The 14,957-nt window shown below is 74.4% G+C and carries 12 protein-coding genes; 9 read left to right on the top strand and 3 right to left on the bottom strand.

Annotated features, from left to right (window positions below):
* Positions 1-30: 30 nt before the first annotated feature.
* The gene (locus ACFSBI_RS05025; protein ID WP_377932654.1) at positions 31-1,818 is read left to right on the top strand and encodes an NHL repeat-containing protein; all 1,788 of its coding nucleotides are present in this window, start codon (positions 31-33) and stop codon (positions 1,816-1,818) included.
* Between the two features lie 78 nt (positions 1,819-1,896).
* On the opposite strand, the gene ptsP is transcribed toward ACFSBI_RS05025, so the two are convergent.
* The gene (ptsP, locus tag ACFSBI_RS05030) at positions 1,897-3,558 is read right to left on the bottom strand and encodes a phosphoenolpyruvate--protein phosphotransferase (protein WP_377932744.1); all 1,662 of its coding nucleotides are present in this window, start codon (positions 3,556-3,558) and stop codon (positions 1,897-1,899) included.
* 134 nt (positions 3,559-3,692) lie between these two features.
* On the opposite strand from ptsP, the gene ACFSBI_RS05035 reads away from it, so the two are divergent.
* The 5 genes from ACFSBI_RS05035 (at position 3,693) to ACFSBI_RS05055 (ending at position 8,977) form a co-directional block, all read left to right on the top strand.
* Positions 3,693-4,943: a YihY/virulence factor BrkB family protein gene (locus tag ACFSBI_RS05035; protein WP_377932656.1), complete on the top strand. Its 1,251-nt coding sequence runs from the start codon at positions 3,693-3,695 to the stop codon at positions 4,941-4,943.
* 48 nt (positions 4,944-4,991) lie between these two features.
* The gene (locus ACFSBI_RS05040) at positions 4,992-5,831 is read left to right on the top strand and encodes an exodeoxyribonuclease III (protein ID WP_377932658.1); all 840 of its coding nucleotides are present in this window, start codon (positions 4,992-4,994) and stop codon (positions 5,829-5,831) included.
* A 27-nt stretch (positions 5,832-5,858) separates the two neighbouring features.
* The gene (gene trpS, locus ACFSBI_RS05045) at positions 5,859-6,866 is read left to right on the top strand and encodes a tryptophan--tRNA ligase (protein ID WP_377932660.1); all 1,008 of its coding nucleotides are present in this window, start codon (positions 5,859-5,861) and stop codon (positions 6,864-6,866) included.
* A 114-nt stretch (positions 6,867-6,980) separates the two neighbouring features.
* Positions 6,981-8,084, top strand: a complete 1,104-nt coding sequence (locus tag ACFSBI_RS05050) for an NAD(P)/FAD-dependent oxidoreductase (protein ID WP_377932662.1) — start codon at positions 6,981-6,983, stop codon at positions 8,082-8,084.
* Positions 8,081-8,977, top strand: coding sequence for an alpha/beta fold hydrolase (locus ACFSBI_RS05055; protein ID WP_377932664.1), 897 nt, complete (start codon positions 8,081-8,083; stop codon positions 8,975-8,977). The genes ACFSBI_RS05050 and ACFSBI_RS05055 overlap by 4 nt, the downstream gene beginning before the upstream one ends.
* Positions 8,978-9,026: 49 nt before the next feature.
* Here the strand turns inward: ACFSBI_RS05055 and ACFSBI_RS05060 are convergent, their stop codons facing one another.
* Positions 9,027-9,833 carry a PfkB family carbohydrate kinase gene (locus ACFSBI_RS05060; RefSeq protein WP_377932666.1) on the bottom strand — a complete coding sequence of 269 codons (807 nt, stop codon included), beginning with the start codon at positions 9,831-9,833 and terminating at the stop codon, positions 9,027-9,029.
* Between the two features lie 118 nt (positions 9,834-9,951).
* Here ACFSBI_RS05060 and ACFSBI_RS05065 point away from each other — a divergent pair, with 118 nt between their 5' ends.
* From ACFSBI_RS05065 to ACFSBI_RS05075, 3 genes are all read left to right on the top strand, one after another.
* Positions 9,952-10,503, top strand: coding sequence for an HdeD family acid-resistance protein (locus ACFSBI_RS05065; RefSeq protein ID WP_377932668.1), 552 nt, complete (start codon positions 9,952-9,954; stop codon positions 10,501-10,503).
* A 73-nt stretch (positions 10,504-10,576) separates the two neighbouring features.
* Positions 10,577-12,355: an ABC transporter ATP-binding protein gene (locus tag ACFSBI_RS05070; RefSeq protein WP_377932670.1), complete on the top strand. Its 1,779-nt coding sequence runs from the start codon at positions 10,577-10,579 to the stop codon at positions 12,353-12,355.
* Positions 12,356-12,490: 135 nt separating this feature from the next.
* The gene (locus tag ACFSBI_RS05075; RefSeq protein ID WP_377932672.1) at positions 12,491-13,399 is read left to right on the top strand and encodes an endonuclease domain-containing protein; all 909 of its coding nucleotides are present in this window, start codon (positions 12,491-12,493) and stop codon (positions 13,397-13,399) included.
* Positions 13,400-13,460: 61 nt separating this feature from the next.
* Here the strand turns inward: ACFSBI_RS05075 and ACFSBI_RS05080 are convergent, their stop codons facing one another.
* Positions 13,461-14,927 (bottom strand): NAD-dependent succinate-semialdehyde dehydrogenase, encoded by a 1,467-nt coding sequence (locus tag ACFSBI_RS05080; protein WP_377932674.1) that lies wholly within the window; start codon positions 14,925-14,927, stop codon positions 13,461-13,463.
* Positions 14,928-14,957 lie beyond the last annotated feature (30 nt).

Consider the following 14,957-nt stretch of genomic DNA (forward strand, 5'->3'; position numbering starts at 1 on the left):
GTGCGGGCCGCTCCCTACCGTGACCGGACCATGGTGGGACGACCGGAACGCGCGACCGGGGCGATCGCGGCGACGGTGCTCGCGTTCGGCCTCGCCCTGCTGACCGCCGTCCCGGCCGAGGCGGCACCGACCCCGAGCCCGAGCGCGACGCCGGCGGCCGCCCCGCAGAGGTGGCCCGCGGGTACCGGGCTGAGCACCGCGGTGCTCGGCGAGGCCGTGCTCACGCTGCCCGCCCGAGACGGGCTGCGCGACTCCGTGCCGCTGCGGGTGCGCTCCGGGCAGGAGGGGCGGGTCGAGGTCGTGGCGCACCGCGGCGCCCGCGACGTGCCCATCAGCACGGTCGCGCTGAAGCGGACGGGCGCGGGCTGGCAGCGCACCGTCCGCGTGCCGGTCGGGAAGCTGACCGAGGGGCGCTGGCGCCTGGAGGCCCGACGCGTCGCCGAGCCCGCCGTCCGCTCGAGGACCTCGGTCCTCGTCGGCTCGGGCGAGCCGGTGTCGGTCGCGATCAAGCCGGTCGCCCGCACGGTCTACCCCTACCGCGACGGCGTGCTCGACGCCGTCGACGCGACCGTGGTCGCGACTGACGAGACGGGCGCCGCCCTGCCGGTGCGGGGGGCGCTCCGGCTCGACGTCGGCGCGCGCCACCGGACCCGGACCCTGCACGGCGGGCGGGCGCGCATCCCCGTCACGACGATGCCGTTCGGGTCGGGACGGCTCTCCGCGGCGGTGCGCGGACCGGCCGGTGCTGCGAAGCGGACCACGACGGTGGCGCTCGCGCCCACCGGCGTCGGCGCGCTCCGCCTCGCCCGCTCCGCCGACACCGTGCAGCCCGTCGTCGACGGCCTGCTGGACGCCGTCACCCTCACGACCTCCGGCACCGCGAGCGGCGGGTCCTCCGCGAAGGTCACGGGCAGGCTGACGATCGAGGGGCGGTCCGGAGTCGTCAGATCGTGGAAGGTGCCGGACGGCGCCGCCCGGCGCTTCGTCTGGGACGGGCGGGTGCAGGGCGCGATCGTGCCCGGGATCTACACCGTCACGCTCAGGCTGCGCGGCCCGGAGGGCCCGACGACGACCCGCACCAGGACGCTGACCGTCTCGAAGGACCACCTGCCGTACCGCGTCCGCGACCTCTTCGCCGTCGCGGCCGGCAACCAGCAGGGTCTCGCCGTGCACGACGGCCTGTTCTACGTGGCGACGGACGTGGGGTCGGGCTCCTCCCGCATCGACGTCTACGACGGACGCGGCACGATCGTGCGCACCCTCGGCGTGCTGCCGATCGGGCACGGGGCGGCGCTCAGCTTCTCGACGACGACCGGGCAGCTGTACGCCGCGAACGGCGGCCCGACGTCGCCGACGACGGTGTACGAGCTGGACCCGGGGGCGACCGATCCCGCGCTCGCCGTGAAGCGGACCGTCGGGGACCTGACGATCCTCGGCCCGAACGGCATGGTCGCCGTCGACGACGCGGGCGGTCGCCTGCTCGTCTTCGCCGGCACGAAGGGCGCCTACACGCTGTCGTCGGTCGGCTTCGACGGCACGATCCAGCGCACGGCGTCGATCTCGATCTCCGGGCTCCCGCAGGGGCTCCAGATGATCGACGGCGAGCTGTGGGTCTACACGAGCCTGCGAGGCCGCAACCGGATCGCCCGCTTCGCCGTGACCGACGGCGCGGTGGTCGCGGCCGGCACGGGCACCGCCGCGTTCGACCTGATGAACCCCGGCGAGGGCGAGGGGCTCGCGTTCAGCGACGGCAGCACGTACGTCGGCGCCCACGGCGGCAACCGGGTGGGCGTCCTCGAGCTCGTCGCGGACGAGTAGCCCGCGGAGCTCGCCGCGCGGTGACGTCCTCGGCTCCGAGCAGGACCGAAGACGTCACCGGGCGGCGAGGACGCCCGCTCAGGCGTTCGCGGGCTCCGCGGCGGCGGACGCCGCCTCGCGCGCGGCCGCGGCGCTCGACGCCCTGAGGGCCGCCTGCGCGCGGGCCTGCGCCTGCTCCATCGTCACCGTCAGCAGCTCCGCCCGCACGTCGGCGAGCGCCGCCGGCGTCATCGAGAGGCTCTTCGCGCCGAGCCCGACGAGCACGACCGCGAGCGCCGGATCGGCCGCGGCCTCGCCGCAGATGCCGACGCTCTTCCCGCTCTCGGCGCCCGCCTTGCCGACCTCCGCGACGAGCCGCAGCACGGCGGGGTGCCACGGGTCCTGGAAGTGCCCGACGCTCGCGAGCAGCCGGTCGGCGGCCAGCGTGTACTGGGTCAGGTCGTTCGTGCCGATGGAGACGAAGTCGCTGGTCTCGAGGATCTGGCCGGCCAGCAGCGCCGCCGACGGCACCTCGACCATGGAGCCCGCGACCTCGACGCCCAGCTCGTGGGCCAGCGACGTGAAGTACTCCGACTCCTCCGGCTCGGACACCATGGGCGCCATCACCCAGAGCTTGGCCTCGGTCTCCTTCGCCGCCTCGACCAGCGCGGTCAGCTGCTCGCGCAGGATGTCCTCCTTGGCGCGCAGCACGCGGAGGCCGCGGAGCCCGAGCGCCGGGTTCTCCTCCTCGCTGTCGTTCAGGAACGCGAGCGGCTTGTCGGCGCCGGCGTCGAGGGCCCGGACGACGACCTTCTTGCCGGGGAACGCCTTCAGCAGCGCGACGTACTGCTCCTTCTGCTGCTGCACGGTCGGCGCGGAGGACGAGTCGAGGAAGAGGAACTCGGTGCGGAACAGGCCGACGCCCTCGGCACCGAGCTCCGCCGCCTTCGCCGCGTCCTTCGGCGAGCCGAGGTTCGCGAGCAGCTGGACCGGGGTCCCGTCCGCGAGCGCGCCCGGCGTGATCGGGGCGTTCGCGGCGGCGCGCCGCTCCTCGATGCGCCGCTTCGCGTCCGCGACCTCGTCGTCCGACGGGTCGAGCAGGATCGAGCCGTCCGACGCGTCCGCGATCACCATGCGGTCGTTCGTCAGCTCGTCGGTGCTCCCGACGCCGACGATCGCGGGGATGGAGCGCGCGCGGGCGAGGATCGCCGTGTGGCTCGTCGGGCCGCCGTCGCGGGTGATCAGCGCCTGCACCTTGTCGAGGTCGAGCAGGGCGGTGTCGGCGGGCGCGAGGTCGCGCGCGACGAGGATGAACGGCTTGTCCGACTCCGGGACGCCGGGCGCGGGGACCCCGGTGAGCCGGGCGATCACGCGCTGCGAGACGTCGCCGAGGTCGGCCGCGCGCTCCGCCATGTAGCCGCCGAGGCCGACGAGCATCACCTGGAACTCGAGGAACGCCTCGTGCACGGCCCGCTGGCCGGTGCGGCCCGCCTTGATGCGGGCGATCACGTCGTCGACGAGCGTCGGGTCCTCGGCCATGAGGGCCTGCGCGTCCAGGACGTTCTTCGCATCGCCGCCGGCACGGTTGCCGCGGTCCGTCAGCTCGGCGGACACCTGCTGCAGCGCGGAGCGGGTCCGCGCGATCTCGGCGTCCTCGCCGTCGTGCGTCGCCGTCTCCGACGGCTCCGGCAGCGGATCCGGCATCCGCTTCACCGGCCCGACCGCCACGGCCCTGCCCACGCCGATCCCGTTCACCCGCATCGTGTCCGCCTCTCTGCCCGACAGCACGCCAGAGCATAGTGAGCCCGCGTCCGAGGACCTCGGGTGGAGGAATCGCGGGACGCACCAGGGGCTTCTCCCTGCGCCCCCGCGGGGGCGCCCGCTATCGTCCCGGCATGACGATCGACCGCGGGAAGCAGGGCGTCCGCGACGCCGTCCTGCCGTCCGACGTCAGCGGCGCGAAGCCGGACCCGGTCCCCGAGGCGACCGGGATCGCGGCGCTGATCCAGCGCGTCATGGCGTTCCGGCCCGTGCGGGTCCTCCTGCACTACAGCAACGACAACGGCCCGCTGATCGCCTCCGGCATGACCTACCAGGCGGTGTTCGCGCTGTTCGCGGCCCTCTGGTTCACGTTCTCCGTCGCGGGCTTCGTCATCGCCGACAACCCGGGCGCGCAGGCCCGCATCTTCAGCACCATCAACGGGTTCATCCCGAACCTCATCGACTACCCGGGCAAGTCCGCGCCCCCCGGCACGATCAGTTCCGATGCGCTGCTGAAGGGCACCACGCTCGGGATCGGCGGGGCGATCTCCCTCGTCGGCGTGCTCTTCACCGCGATCGGCTTCCTCGCGACGCTCCGCACGGCGATCCGGATCATGTTCGGGCTGCCGAACGTCGCCGAGAACTTCGCCCTGCGCAAGCTGAAGGACCTCGGCCTCGCCGTCGCCTTCGGCGCCGTCGTCGTCTTCACCGCGGTGCTCAGCTTCGTCAGCAACACCGCGCTCGGCTTCGTCACCTCGCTGCTCGGCCTCGGCGACGCCTCGCCCGCGGCGCAGTTCGGGACGACGGCCACGGCCTTCCTCGTGCTCGCGATCGTCGACGCGGCGATCCTGATGGGGGCGATGCGCATCCTGTCGGGCATCCCCGTGCCGGTCCGGCGCCTGCTCGCGGGCGGCGCCATCGGCGGGTTCGGCATGGCCGTGCTGCAGACCGTGGGCACCTCCCTGCTCGGCGGCGCGACGAGCAACCCCGTCGTCACGGTCTTCGCCACCACCGCCGGTGTGCTGCTCTACTTCAACTTCATCTGCCAGGTGATCCTGATCGCCTCGGCGTGGGTGGCGGTCGGCATGCTCGACGCCGGCATCGACGCCCGCTCGCTCTCGCCGGTCGAGAAGGCGGAGGACCGGGCGCGCGAGATCGAGGACGCCCGGCGGCTCGTCGCGCGAGCCAACCAGGAGGCGCTCGAGCAGCGGGCTCGGGAGGCGCGCGGCCTGCGGCGCTGGCGGCTGACCCGCGAGCTGCAGCGGGAGGTGCGGGCCGAGGCGCGGCGCCGCGAGCGGGTGCCGACCGTCTCGGAGTTCACCGAGGCCCGGACCGGGGCGATCCCCGTGCAGGACGGCCGCCGGGACGGGTCCGGGGACCGCTAGCCGCCGGGCCGGGCGGCTCGGGCGCGCCCCGCATAGGCTTGCCGTCTGATGGGTGGGACGGTCCGGGTCGCGACGGTGAACGTGAACGGCGTCCGCGCCGCCTTCCGGAAGGGCATGGGCGCCTGGCTGGACGGTCGCGGCGTCGACGTGCTGGCGCTGCAGGAGGTGCGCGCCGAGACCGCGGACCTCGAGGCTCTGCTCGGACCCGAGTGGAACGTGCTCCACGACGCCGCCACGGCGAAGGGCCGCGCCGGTGTCGCCATCGCGAGCCGCGGGAAGGCGCAGATCCACCGGGTGGCGATCGGCGACGAGGACTTCGACACGGCCGGCCGGTGGCTCGAGGCCGACTACGCGATCGACGACGAGGTGCTGACCGTGGTCAGCGCCTACGTGCACTCCGGCGGCGTCGGGACGCCGAAGCAGGACGACAAGATGCGCTTCCTCGCGGCGATGGAGTCCCGGCTGCCGCAGCTGGTGGAGCACAACCCGCTCGCCGTCGTCGTCGGCGACCTGAACGTCGCGCACCGCAGCCTTGACATCAAGAACTGGAAGGGCAACCTCAAGAACTCCGGCTTCCTGCCCGAGGAGCGCGCGCACTGGGACCGCTTCGTCGGCGCGGAGGACGCGCCCGACTACAACGCGGGCGGCGGCATGGGCTGGATCGACGTTGGGCGCCGCGCCGCCGGCGAGGTCGCGGGTCCCTACACCTGGTGGTCCTGGCGGGGGCAGACGTTCGCGAACGACGCCGGCTGGCGCATCGACTACCACCTCGCCTCCCCCGCCCTCGGCGAGCGCGTCGCGGCCTGCGCGGTCGACCGCGCCGACACCCGCGACGAGCGGTGGTCCGACCACACCCCCGTGGTCGTCGACTACCGCGTCGGCGCCTGAACCCCTCCGACCCCTGAGAGCATCCCCATGACCGACAAGCCCCGCGTCTTCTCCGGCATCCAGCCGTCCGCCGAGTCCCTGCACATCGGCAACTACATCGGCGCCGTGAACCAGTGGCTCGGGATGCAGGACTCGTCCGACGCGATCTTCTGCATCGTCGACCTGCACGCGATCACGGTCCCGCAGGACCCGAAAGCGCTCCGCGAGGCGACGCGCGCGCTCGCCGCCCTCTACCTCGGCGCCGGGATCGACCCCGCCCGCTCCACGATGTTCGTGCAGTCGCAGGTGCCCGCGCACGCGCAGCTGGCCTGGGTGCTGAACGGCATCACGGGCTTCGGCGAGGCGAGCCGGATGACCCAGTTCAAGGACAAGTCCGCGCGCGGCGGCCAGGAGGCGTCCAGCGTCGGCCTCTTCACCTACCCGATCCTGATGGCGTCGGACATCCTGCTCTACGACACGGAGCTGGTGCCGGTCGGCGACGACCAGAAGCAGCACGTCGAGCTCGCCCGCGACCTGGCGGAGCGCTTCAACAGCCGGTTCGGCCGCACCTTCGTGGTGCCGCAGCCGCAGATCCGCACCGGCGCGGCCCGGGTCTACGACCTGCAGAACCCGACGGCGAAGATGTCGAAGTCCGCCGAGAGCGCCGCCGGGACCGTGTGGATGCTCGACTCCGACACCGCGCTCGCGAAGAAGATCCGCTCCGCCGTGACCGACACGGGCCGCGACGTGCGGTTCGACCGCGACGAGAAGCCGGGGATCTCGAACCTGCTCGTGATCGCGTCCGCGCTGCGCGGCGTGCCGGTGGCGCAGCTGGAGGACGAGTACGCGGGCCGCGGCTACGGCGACTTCAAGAAGGACGTGGCGGACCTCGTCGTCGCGACGCTCGGCCCGATCCGCGAGCGCACCCTCGAGTTCCAGGCGGACCCGGCCGAGGTCGACCGGATCCTGCGGACGAGCGCCGAGCGGGCGCACGGCCTCGCGACCGCGAAGCTGGCGCAGGTCCAGGAGCGCGTCGGCCTCTACCCCTCCCTCTAGTCCCGTTTCGTAGGCAGATCTCCGCGCTGGGCCGCGATCCGCCTACACGATGGAACACGCGGTCGAGATGCGGTGCGCAACACGGACGACACGGGCGTCCGCGATGATCGGAGCGTGAGCACGCGCGCGGACATCGCGATCATCGGCGGCGGCGTGGCGGGGATGTCGCTCGCCGCGGCCCTCCGGGACCGGGCATCGGTCGTGGTGCTCGAGACCGAGCCCGAGCTGTTCCACCACACGTCCAGCCGCTCCGCCCAGCAGATGCAGCCGACGTACGGGCCGGCGCCCGTGCGACGGCTCACCGCGGCCTCCATCCCGATGGTGCAGCGGATCGCGCAGCAGGTGGGGCGGCCGATCTTCACCCCCCGCCCGCTGCTCTGGCTGCACGGCGAGGACGACCGCCCCGCCTTCGAGACGCTGCTCGCGACCGTCCCCGGGCTCGAGGAGGTCGACCCGGACGAGGCGGTGCGGATGCTGCCCGCCCTTCGGCGGGACCTGCTGGTGCACACCGCCGTCGACCGCTCGGCGGTGGAGGTCGACGTGCCCGCCCTGCTCGCGGCCTACCGGGCCACGGCGACCCCCGGCGGCGCCCGGGTGCTGCCGAGCGCCCGGGCGACGGCGGCGGAGCGCCTCGGGGACGTGTGGCGGCTCGGCACGACCGCTGGCGACGTCGAGGCCCCGGTCGTCGTCGACGCGGCGGGAGCCTGGGCGGACGAGGTCGCGGCGCTCCTCGGCGCCCGGCCGCTGGGCCTCGTGCCGAAGCGGCGGACCGTGGCCGTCGCGCGCGCCACCGCCCGCTCGATCGAGCCGGGCTGGCCGATGGCCGCCGACGTCGCCGACCGCTTCTACTTCCGCCCCCGCGGCGGCACGATGCTCTGCTGCGCGCTCGAGGACGAGCCGAGCGCGCCGGAGGACGCCCGCCCGCGCGCCGACGTCGTCGCGACCGCGGTCGACCGGGTGAACGCGGCGACGGACCTGGCACTGGGCGAGGCGGAGGACGCGTGGACCGGGCTGCGGACCGTCGCGGTCGACGGGCTGCCGGTGGTGGGCCGGGACGAGCAGGTCGACGGCCTCTACTGGCTGGCCGGCCAGGCCGGGTTCGGCATCCAGACCTCGGCCGCGCTCGCCGCCGTGGTCGCCGGCGACCTGCTCGGCGACCCGCACGAGCACGCGGAGGTGCTGGACGCCGTCGGCCCGGGGCGCGCCGCCCTGCGGTGACGACCGCGCTCTCCGACGACGCAGCGGCGCTCGGGCTGACGCGACGGGTCGTGCGCACGGGCGCCGGTCCCGTCGTCGTGCACGCGGGCACGGGAGACGGACCCGGCGTCGTCCTCCTCCACGGGGCCGCCGGGTCCTGGACGACCTGGACGCCGCTGCTGCGGCACGCCGCGGAGGCCGGCGACCCGCTGCCGGGCGTCGTCGCCCTCGACCTGCCCGGCTGGGGCGGCAGCCCGTCGCCCGGCGCACCGCTCACCGCCGCCTCGGCGGCGCACGCGGTGGCCGAGGTCGCTCGGGCTTGCGGCCACGAGCGCTGGCGGGTCGTCGGCCACTCGCTCGGCGGCTTCCTCGCGCTCCGGCTGGCGGCGCTCGAGCCGGAGCGCACGACCGGCGTCGTCCTCGTCTCGCCGACCGGGCCCGCGGTGGGCGACGCGGTGCGGCACCCCGTGCGCGGCGGCGCGCGGCTGCCGTGGTTCGCCGGGATGCTCGTGGCGATGCGGGCCCTCGCCGCGCTTCCCGGGCAGGGGCGCGGCGTGCTCACGGCACTCGACCGGCTCGGGGTCCTGCCGCGGCTCGCGGCTCCCCTCTTCCACGATCCCGGCACGATCCACCCCTCGGTGACCGCCGCGCTCGCGAGCGAGATCCGGCCCCTCGCCTTCGTCGCCGCCGCACGCGCGTCGACGCTCGTGGACCTCGGCGCCTTCCAGGCGGTGCGGTGCCGCGTGCGCGCGGTCCGCGGCGCGCGGGACGTCTTCGCCGGGTCGCGGGACGCGGCGGCGCTGCGGCGGCTGCTGCCCGACTTCGCCGAGGAGGTGCTGCCGGACGCCGGCCACTTCGCCGCGGTCGAGCGCCCGGACGCGGTGCTCGCGGCGCTCGCGGCCGTCGCCGGCTGAGCCATGGGCCCCTTCGGGCGGTCCGGCGCGCTGAACGGCGGTCGAGGACCTAGGGCTGGGCGCCGCGCCGACCGACCGCGACGGCGGCGGCCTCGGACGCCGAGCGCATCGCGGCCTCCTGATCGGCGCCCTCCGCCAGGGCGGCGGCGAGCGCACCGCAGTAGGTGTCGCCGGCCCCGGTGGTGTCGACCACCGCCTCGACCCGCCCCGCAGGGACGAGCACGTCGCCCCAGCTCGAGCCCTGCTCGCCGCGGGTGACGAGCAGCCGCGGCGACCGGAGCCCGGAGGCGGCCAGCTGCGCCGCCTCCGAGGCGTTGGCGACCACGGGGTCCGCGAGCGCGAGCACGTCGGCCGGCAGGTCCGCGTAGGGCGCGACGTTCAGCACGACCCGCGCGCCCGCCTCCCGCGCTCTGCGCGCCGCCTCCGCGACGACGTCGAGGCCCACCTCGAGCTGCAGCAGCACGACGTCGCCCTCCGCCGGCGCGAGCGCCTCGATCTCCTGGCGCCCGACGGCGGCGTTCGCGCCGGGCGAGACGATGATCGTGTTCTCCCCGTCGTCGGACACCGCGATGAAGGCCCGCCCGGTGGGCGAAGGCGCGGTCCGCAGGCCGGCGACGTCGACGCCGAAGGCCGTGAGGCGCTCGCGGTAGGCCCGCCCCTCCGGGTCGTCGCCCACGGCGCCGATCATGCGGACCCGGGCGCCGGCGACCGCCGCCGCGACCGCCTGGTTCGCCCCCTTGCCGCCGAAGCCCGTCTCGGGATCGCCGCCGAGCAGCGTCTCCCCCGGCCTCGGGTGCCGCGGGACCCGCACGACCACGTCCACGTTCAGCGACCCGAGCACCCAGACGTCCACCACCGGACCATCGTGGCAGCACGTCGCTCTGCGCCGTCACGGGCGCGAGGCTGTGGGAGCACTCGGAGCGACCTCACGGCTCCCCGTGCGTACTCTGGGTGAAGCGATCGAGGAGGAGCTCATGACCGCACCTGAGACGGACGCGATCGACCGCGTGCAGCTGCTGCGGGGCTGGGTGATCGGGTTCGGGATCGTCGCCATCCTGCTCGGCGTCGTCGCCCTCTTCTTCCCCGGCGCGACCCTGCTGACGATCGCGATCGTCTTCGGCCTCTACCTCGTCGCGAGCGGCATCTACCGGATAACCGCCGCAGTCACCGACCACCGCTACACGCGCGGCACGCGGCTGCTCACCGGGGTGCTCGGCGGCCTGATCGTCGTCGCCGGGGTGCTCGCGCTGTCGAACCCCTTCGCCAGCCTCGAGACCCTCGCGATCTTCATCGGCCTCGGCTGGCTCGTCGAGGGCGCCGCCGGGCTCGTCGCCTTCTCCTCGCTCACGGGCCGCTCGCGCTGGCTCGTCCTCGCGAGCGCGCTCGTCTCGGTCGTCGCCGGGGTCGTGATGCTGATCCTGCCGGTGTTCGGGCTGCAGAGCCTCGTGACCGTCGGCGCGATCCTGCTGATCGCGCTCGGCGTCGTCGCCCTCATCGAGCTGCCCGGGCGCCGCCGCAGCGCCTGAGGCCCCGGCGACCGCGGGCTGCCGCAGGCCCCGACGCACGATCCCCCTCCAGGAGGAGGAAGATCGTGGGGACATGACCGCAGCACTTCCCGGCGCGCGCCGCCGAGGCCGGGACGCCGGTCCGCGCGCGCGCTTCCGCGACCTCCTCCCGTACCTCGCCGAGCACCGGCCCGTGCTGGTGGGGGTGATCGTCCTCGGCGTCATCGGCGCCGGCCTCTCCCTCGCGCAGCCGCTGCTCGTCGAGCAGGTGGTCACCCGCGTGCAGGCGGGAACCGGCATCGGCACCATCGTCGCCGCCGTCGCCGTGGTGGTCGCGGTCGGCGCCGTGCTGTCGGGGGTCCAGCACTACCTGCTCCAGCGCACCGGGACCTCCGTCGTGCTCTCGGCGCGGACGCGGCTGATCCGGCACCTGCTGCGACTCCCGGTCGCGGACTTCGACCGTCGGCGCACCGGCGACCTGGTGGCGCGCGTCGGCACGGACACGACCCTGCTCTACGCGGTGCTGACGCAGGGGCTCGTGGACGCGGTCGGCGGCTCGCTCACCTTCTTCGGCGCCATCATCGGGATGGCGATCCTCGACCCCGTCCTGCTCGGGCTGACGGTGCTCATCGTGCTGTTCGCGATCGTCGTGGTCGGCGGGCTGACCCGGCGCATCCGCACCGCCTCGCGGCGGCAGCAGGACGCGGTCGGCACGCTCACCGCCGAGGTCGAGCGCTCCATCTCCGCGGTCCGCACGATCCGCGCGGCGGGGGCGACGGATCGCGAGACGGACGCGGTGCTGGGCGTGGCGCGCAAGGCGTGGAGCGCCGGCGTCGACGTCGCCCGCGCCTCCGCGCCCGTGGTCCCGATCGCCTCGCTGACGCTGAACCTCGCCTTCCTCGTCGTGATCGGCGTCGGGGGGTTCCGGGTCGCCGCCGGCGCGATCACGATCGGCAGCCTCGTCGCCTTCCTCCTCTTCCTCTTCCTGATGGTGATGCCGCTCGGCCAGGCGTTCGGCGCCGCCAGCTCGGTCGCGAGCGCGCTCGGCGCCCTCGGGCGGATCACCGAGGTGCTCGAGCTGCCCCAGGAGACCGCGGACGACGCGGCCGACGCCGTGCCGACCTCCTCCCCCGCCCCGGCGATCGCGTTCGACTCGGTGTCGTTCTCCTACCGCGGTGCCGACGGCGCGGTCGTCGAGGTGCTGCACGACGTGTCCTTCGAGGTGCCGCGCGGCACGCGGACGGCGCTCGTCGGCCCGTCGGGCGCGGGCAAGAGCACGATGCTGTCGCTGCTGGAGCGCTTCTACGACGTGGACGGCGGCGAGATCCGCATCGGCGGGATCGACCTCAAGCGCCTGCCGCGCGAGGTCCTGCGCGCGCAGTTCGGGTATGTGGAGCAGGACGCGCCCGCGCTCGCCGGCACCATCCGCGACAACCTCACCCTCGCCGCGCCGCTCGCGACCGAGGAGGACTGCCTGCGCGCGCTCGACGCGGTGAACCTGCGGTCGGCGGTGCTGAAGCACCGGGAGGGCCTCGACGCGCAGGTCGGCGAGGAGGGCGTGCTGCTCTCGGGCGGCGAGCGGCAGCGCCTCGCGATCGCGCGCGCGCTGCTCGCGGACGCGCCGATCCTGCTGCTCGACGAGTCGACGTCGAACCTCGACGGCCGCAACGAGCAGCTGCTGCGGGACTCCCTGGCCGCGGCCGCGGAGGGCCGCACGACGGTGGTCATCGCGCACCGCCTGTCGACGGTGGTCGACGCGGACCAGATCGTCGTGGTCGACGGCGGCCGCGTGGTCGCCGCCGGCCCGCACGCCGAGCTCCTCGACGCGTCCCCGCTCTACCGCGAGCTCGCCGCCACCCAGCTCCTCGTCTGACCCTGTTTCATCTTGTAGGCAGATCGCCGGCCTTCGGCCGCGATCTGCCTACAAGATGAAACAGGACCGGTCCTCCCCAGCGGCTTCTGGGGACAACCGGGGGCGCTCGCGCCGGCGGATCTGCACCATGCCGGCGTGCAGAACGACGACTGGTCGCGAGCGGACGCCATCGCCCTCGGTGTCCTCGAACGCAACGGCGGCGTCGCGCGGATCGACGCGTTCCTCGCCGCCGGCCTCACACGGCACCAGGTCGCCGCGATCTTCCGCCGAGGAGTCCTGGACCGGCCACGGAACGCCTGGTTCGTCGACCCGGCGCTTCCATGGCAGGCGAAGCACGCGATCCGGGTCGGCGGGATCCTCGCCTGTCTCTCGGCCGCTGCGAGCTACGGACTTCCGGTGCCGCCGGAGGCGTGGCGGCGCATCCACGTGCTCGTGCCGCACAACGCTCCTCGCCGGCGGCACAACCGCGACAAGCGGCGGTACGTCGCCCCCGACGAGGATCTCGAGGTCGAGCTCCACTGGTCCCCTGACGACGGGATGCTGCCGGGCTGGCGCACGTCGCTGGTCGAGACGCTCGTGGCGATGTCGGCCTGCGTCCCGCTCGACTGGTGGATCGCCGCGATCGACGCAGCGCGTCACCGCCCGCGGGACCGACCCGCGCTGCTCGACGCGCAAGCCTTCCGACGCCTCCGGGCGCTGGTGCCGGGCCGACTCGTGGAGCATCTCGGACTCGTCGACGCGCTGTCCGGCAGCTGCATCGAGACGCTGCTGCGCCTCGGGTTGATCCGCCGCGGGATCGGCCCGTTCGTGCTGCAGTTCTCGCCGACCGCGAACGAGTTCGTCGACTTCCTGCTGCCCGGCAAGCTGATCGTGGAGGTCGACGGGGAGGCGTTCCACGACCCGCAGCAGGACGCGCTGCGAGACGCGCGCTTCCGCGGGCTGGGGTACCGCGTGCTGCGCTTCACCTACTCCGACGTGGTGGACCGGTTGGACCAGGTGCTCGACCAGATCCAGGCCGCCCTGGCCGCCCTGGCCGCCGAGTAGGCCTTTCATCTTGTAGGCAGATCCCGGCCCGCCCGGCAGACCTGCCTACAAGATGAAGGGGTCAGGGGGTGGGGGTCATCGTGTACTTCGGGCTCAGGTACTCGTGGATGCCCTCGAAGCCGCCCTCGCGCCCCACGCCCGACTGCTTCACGCCGCCGAACGGCGCCGACGCGTTGGAGATCACGCCGACGTTCAGCCCCATCATCCCGGTCTGGAGACGCTCGATCATCCGCTGCCCGCGGGCGAGGTCGCGGGTGAAGACGTAGGACACCAGCCCGAACTCGGTGTCGTTCGCGATCCGCACCGCCTCCGCCTCGTCCGTGAAGCGGACGATGGAGACGACCGGCCCGAAGATCTCGGTGCGGAGGATGTCGGATGCGGCGTCCACCCGGTCGAGCACCGTCGGCGCGTAGAAGGTGCCCGGGCCGTCCACCCGGCCGCCGCCGATCCGGACCTCCGCGCCGCGCTCGACCGCGTCCTGCACCAGGGTCTCGGCCTTGTCGACCGCGGCCGCGTTGATCAGCGGTCCGATCCCGACCCCGTCCTCCGTGCCCCGGCCCACCCGCAGCGCCTCGACGCGCTCCGTGATCCGAGCCGCGAACTCGTCCGCGACGGCCTCGTGGACGATGAAGCGGTTCGCGGCGGTGCAGGCCTCGCCGACGTTGCGGAACTTCGCGAGCATCGCCCCGTCGACCGCCGCATCGAGGTCCGCGTCGTCGAACACGACGAACGGCGCGTTCCCGCCGAGCTCCATGGAGGTGCGGAGCACGTTGCCCGCCGCCTGCTGCAGCAGGCGCACGCCGACCGGCGTCGAGCCCGTGAAGGACAGCTTGCGGAGGCGCCGGTCCTGCAGCAGCGGCTCGGTGATCGCCCCCGCGGCCGTCGTCGGCACGACGTTCAGCACACCCGCCGGGAGCCCCGCCTCGGCGAGGACCGACGCCGTCATCAGGGTCGTGAGCGGCGTCAGCTCGGCCGGCTTGACGACCACCGTGCAGCCCGCGGCGAGCGCCGGCCCGATCTTGCGCGTCGCCATCGCCAGCGGGAAGTTCCACGGCGTGATCAGGTAGCAGGGCCCGACCGGCAGGTGGGACACGATCGTGCGCCCCGTCCCCTCCGGGTTGACGCCGTACCGGCCGGTGATCCGGACCGCCTCCTCCGAGAACCAGCGGAAGAACTCGGACCCGTAGACGACCTCGCCCGCCGACTCGGCGAGCGGCTTGCCCATCTCCAGCGTCATCAGCAGCGCGAGGTCGCCCTTCCGCTGCTGCATCAGCTCCCAGGCGCGGCGGAGGATCTCGCCCCGTCGGCGCGGCGGCGTCGCGGCCCACTCGTCCTGCGCGGCCACGGCGGCGTCGAGGGCGGCGAGGCCGTCCTCGGGCGTCGCGTCCGCCACGGAAGCGAGCACGGCCCCGGTCGCCGGGTCCTCGACGTCGAACCGGGCGCCGCCCGAGGCGTCGCGCCACTCCCCCGCGATGAACAGCCCCGTCGGGACCTGCTCCAGCACCCTCGCCTCGTCGCTCGCCGTCACCGTCGCAGCCTAGGCAGGCGCGGCACGGCG

This window comes from Amnibacterium endophyticum, assembly GCF_042680685.1.
In the GTDB taxonomy this organism is placed as follows: domain Bacteria; phylum Actinomycetota; class Actinomycetes; order Actinomycetales; family Microbacteriaceae; genus Amnibacterium; species Amnibacterium endophyticum.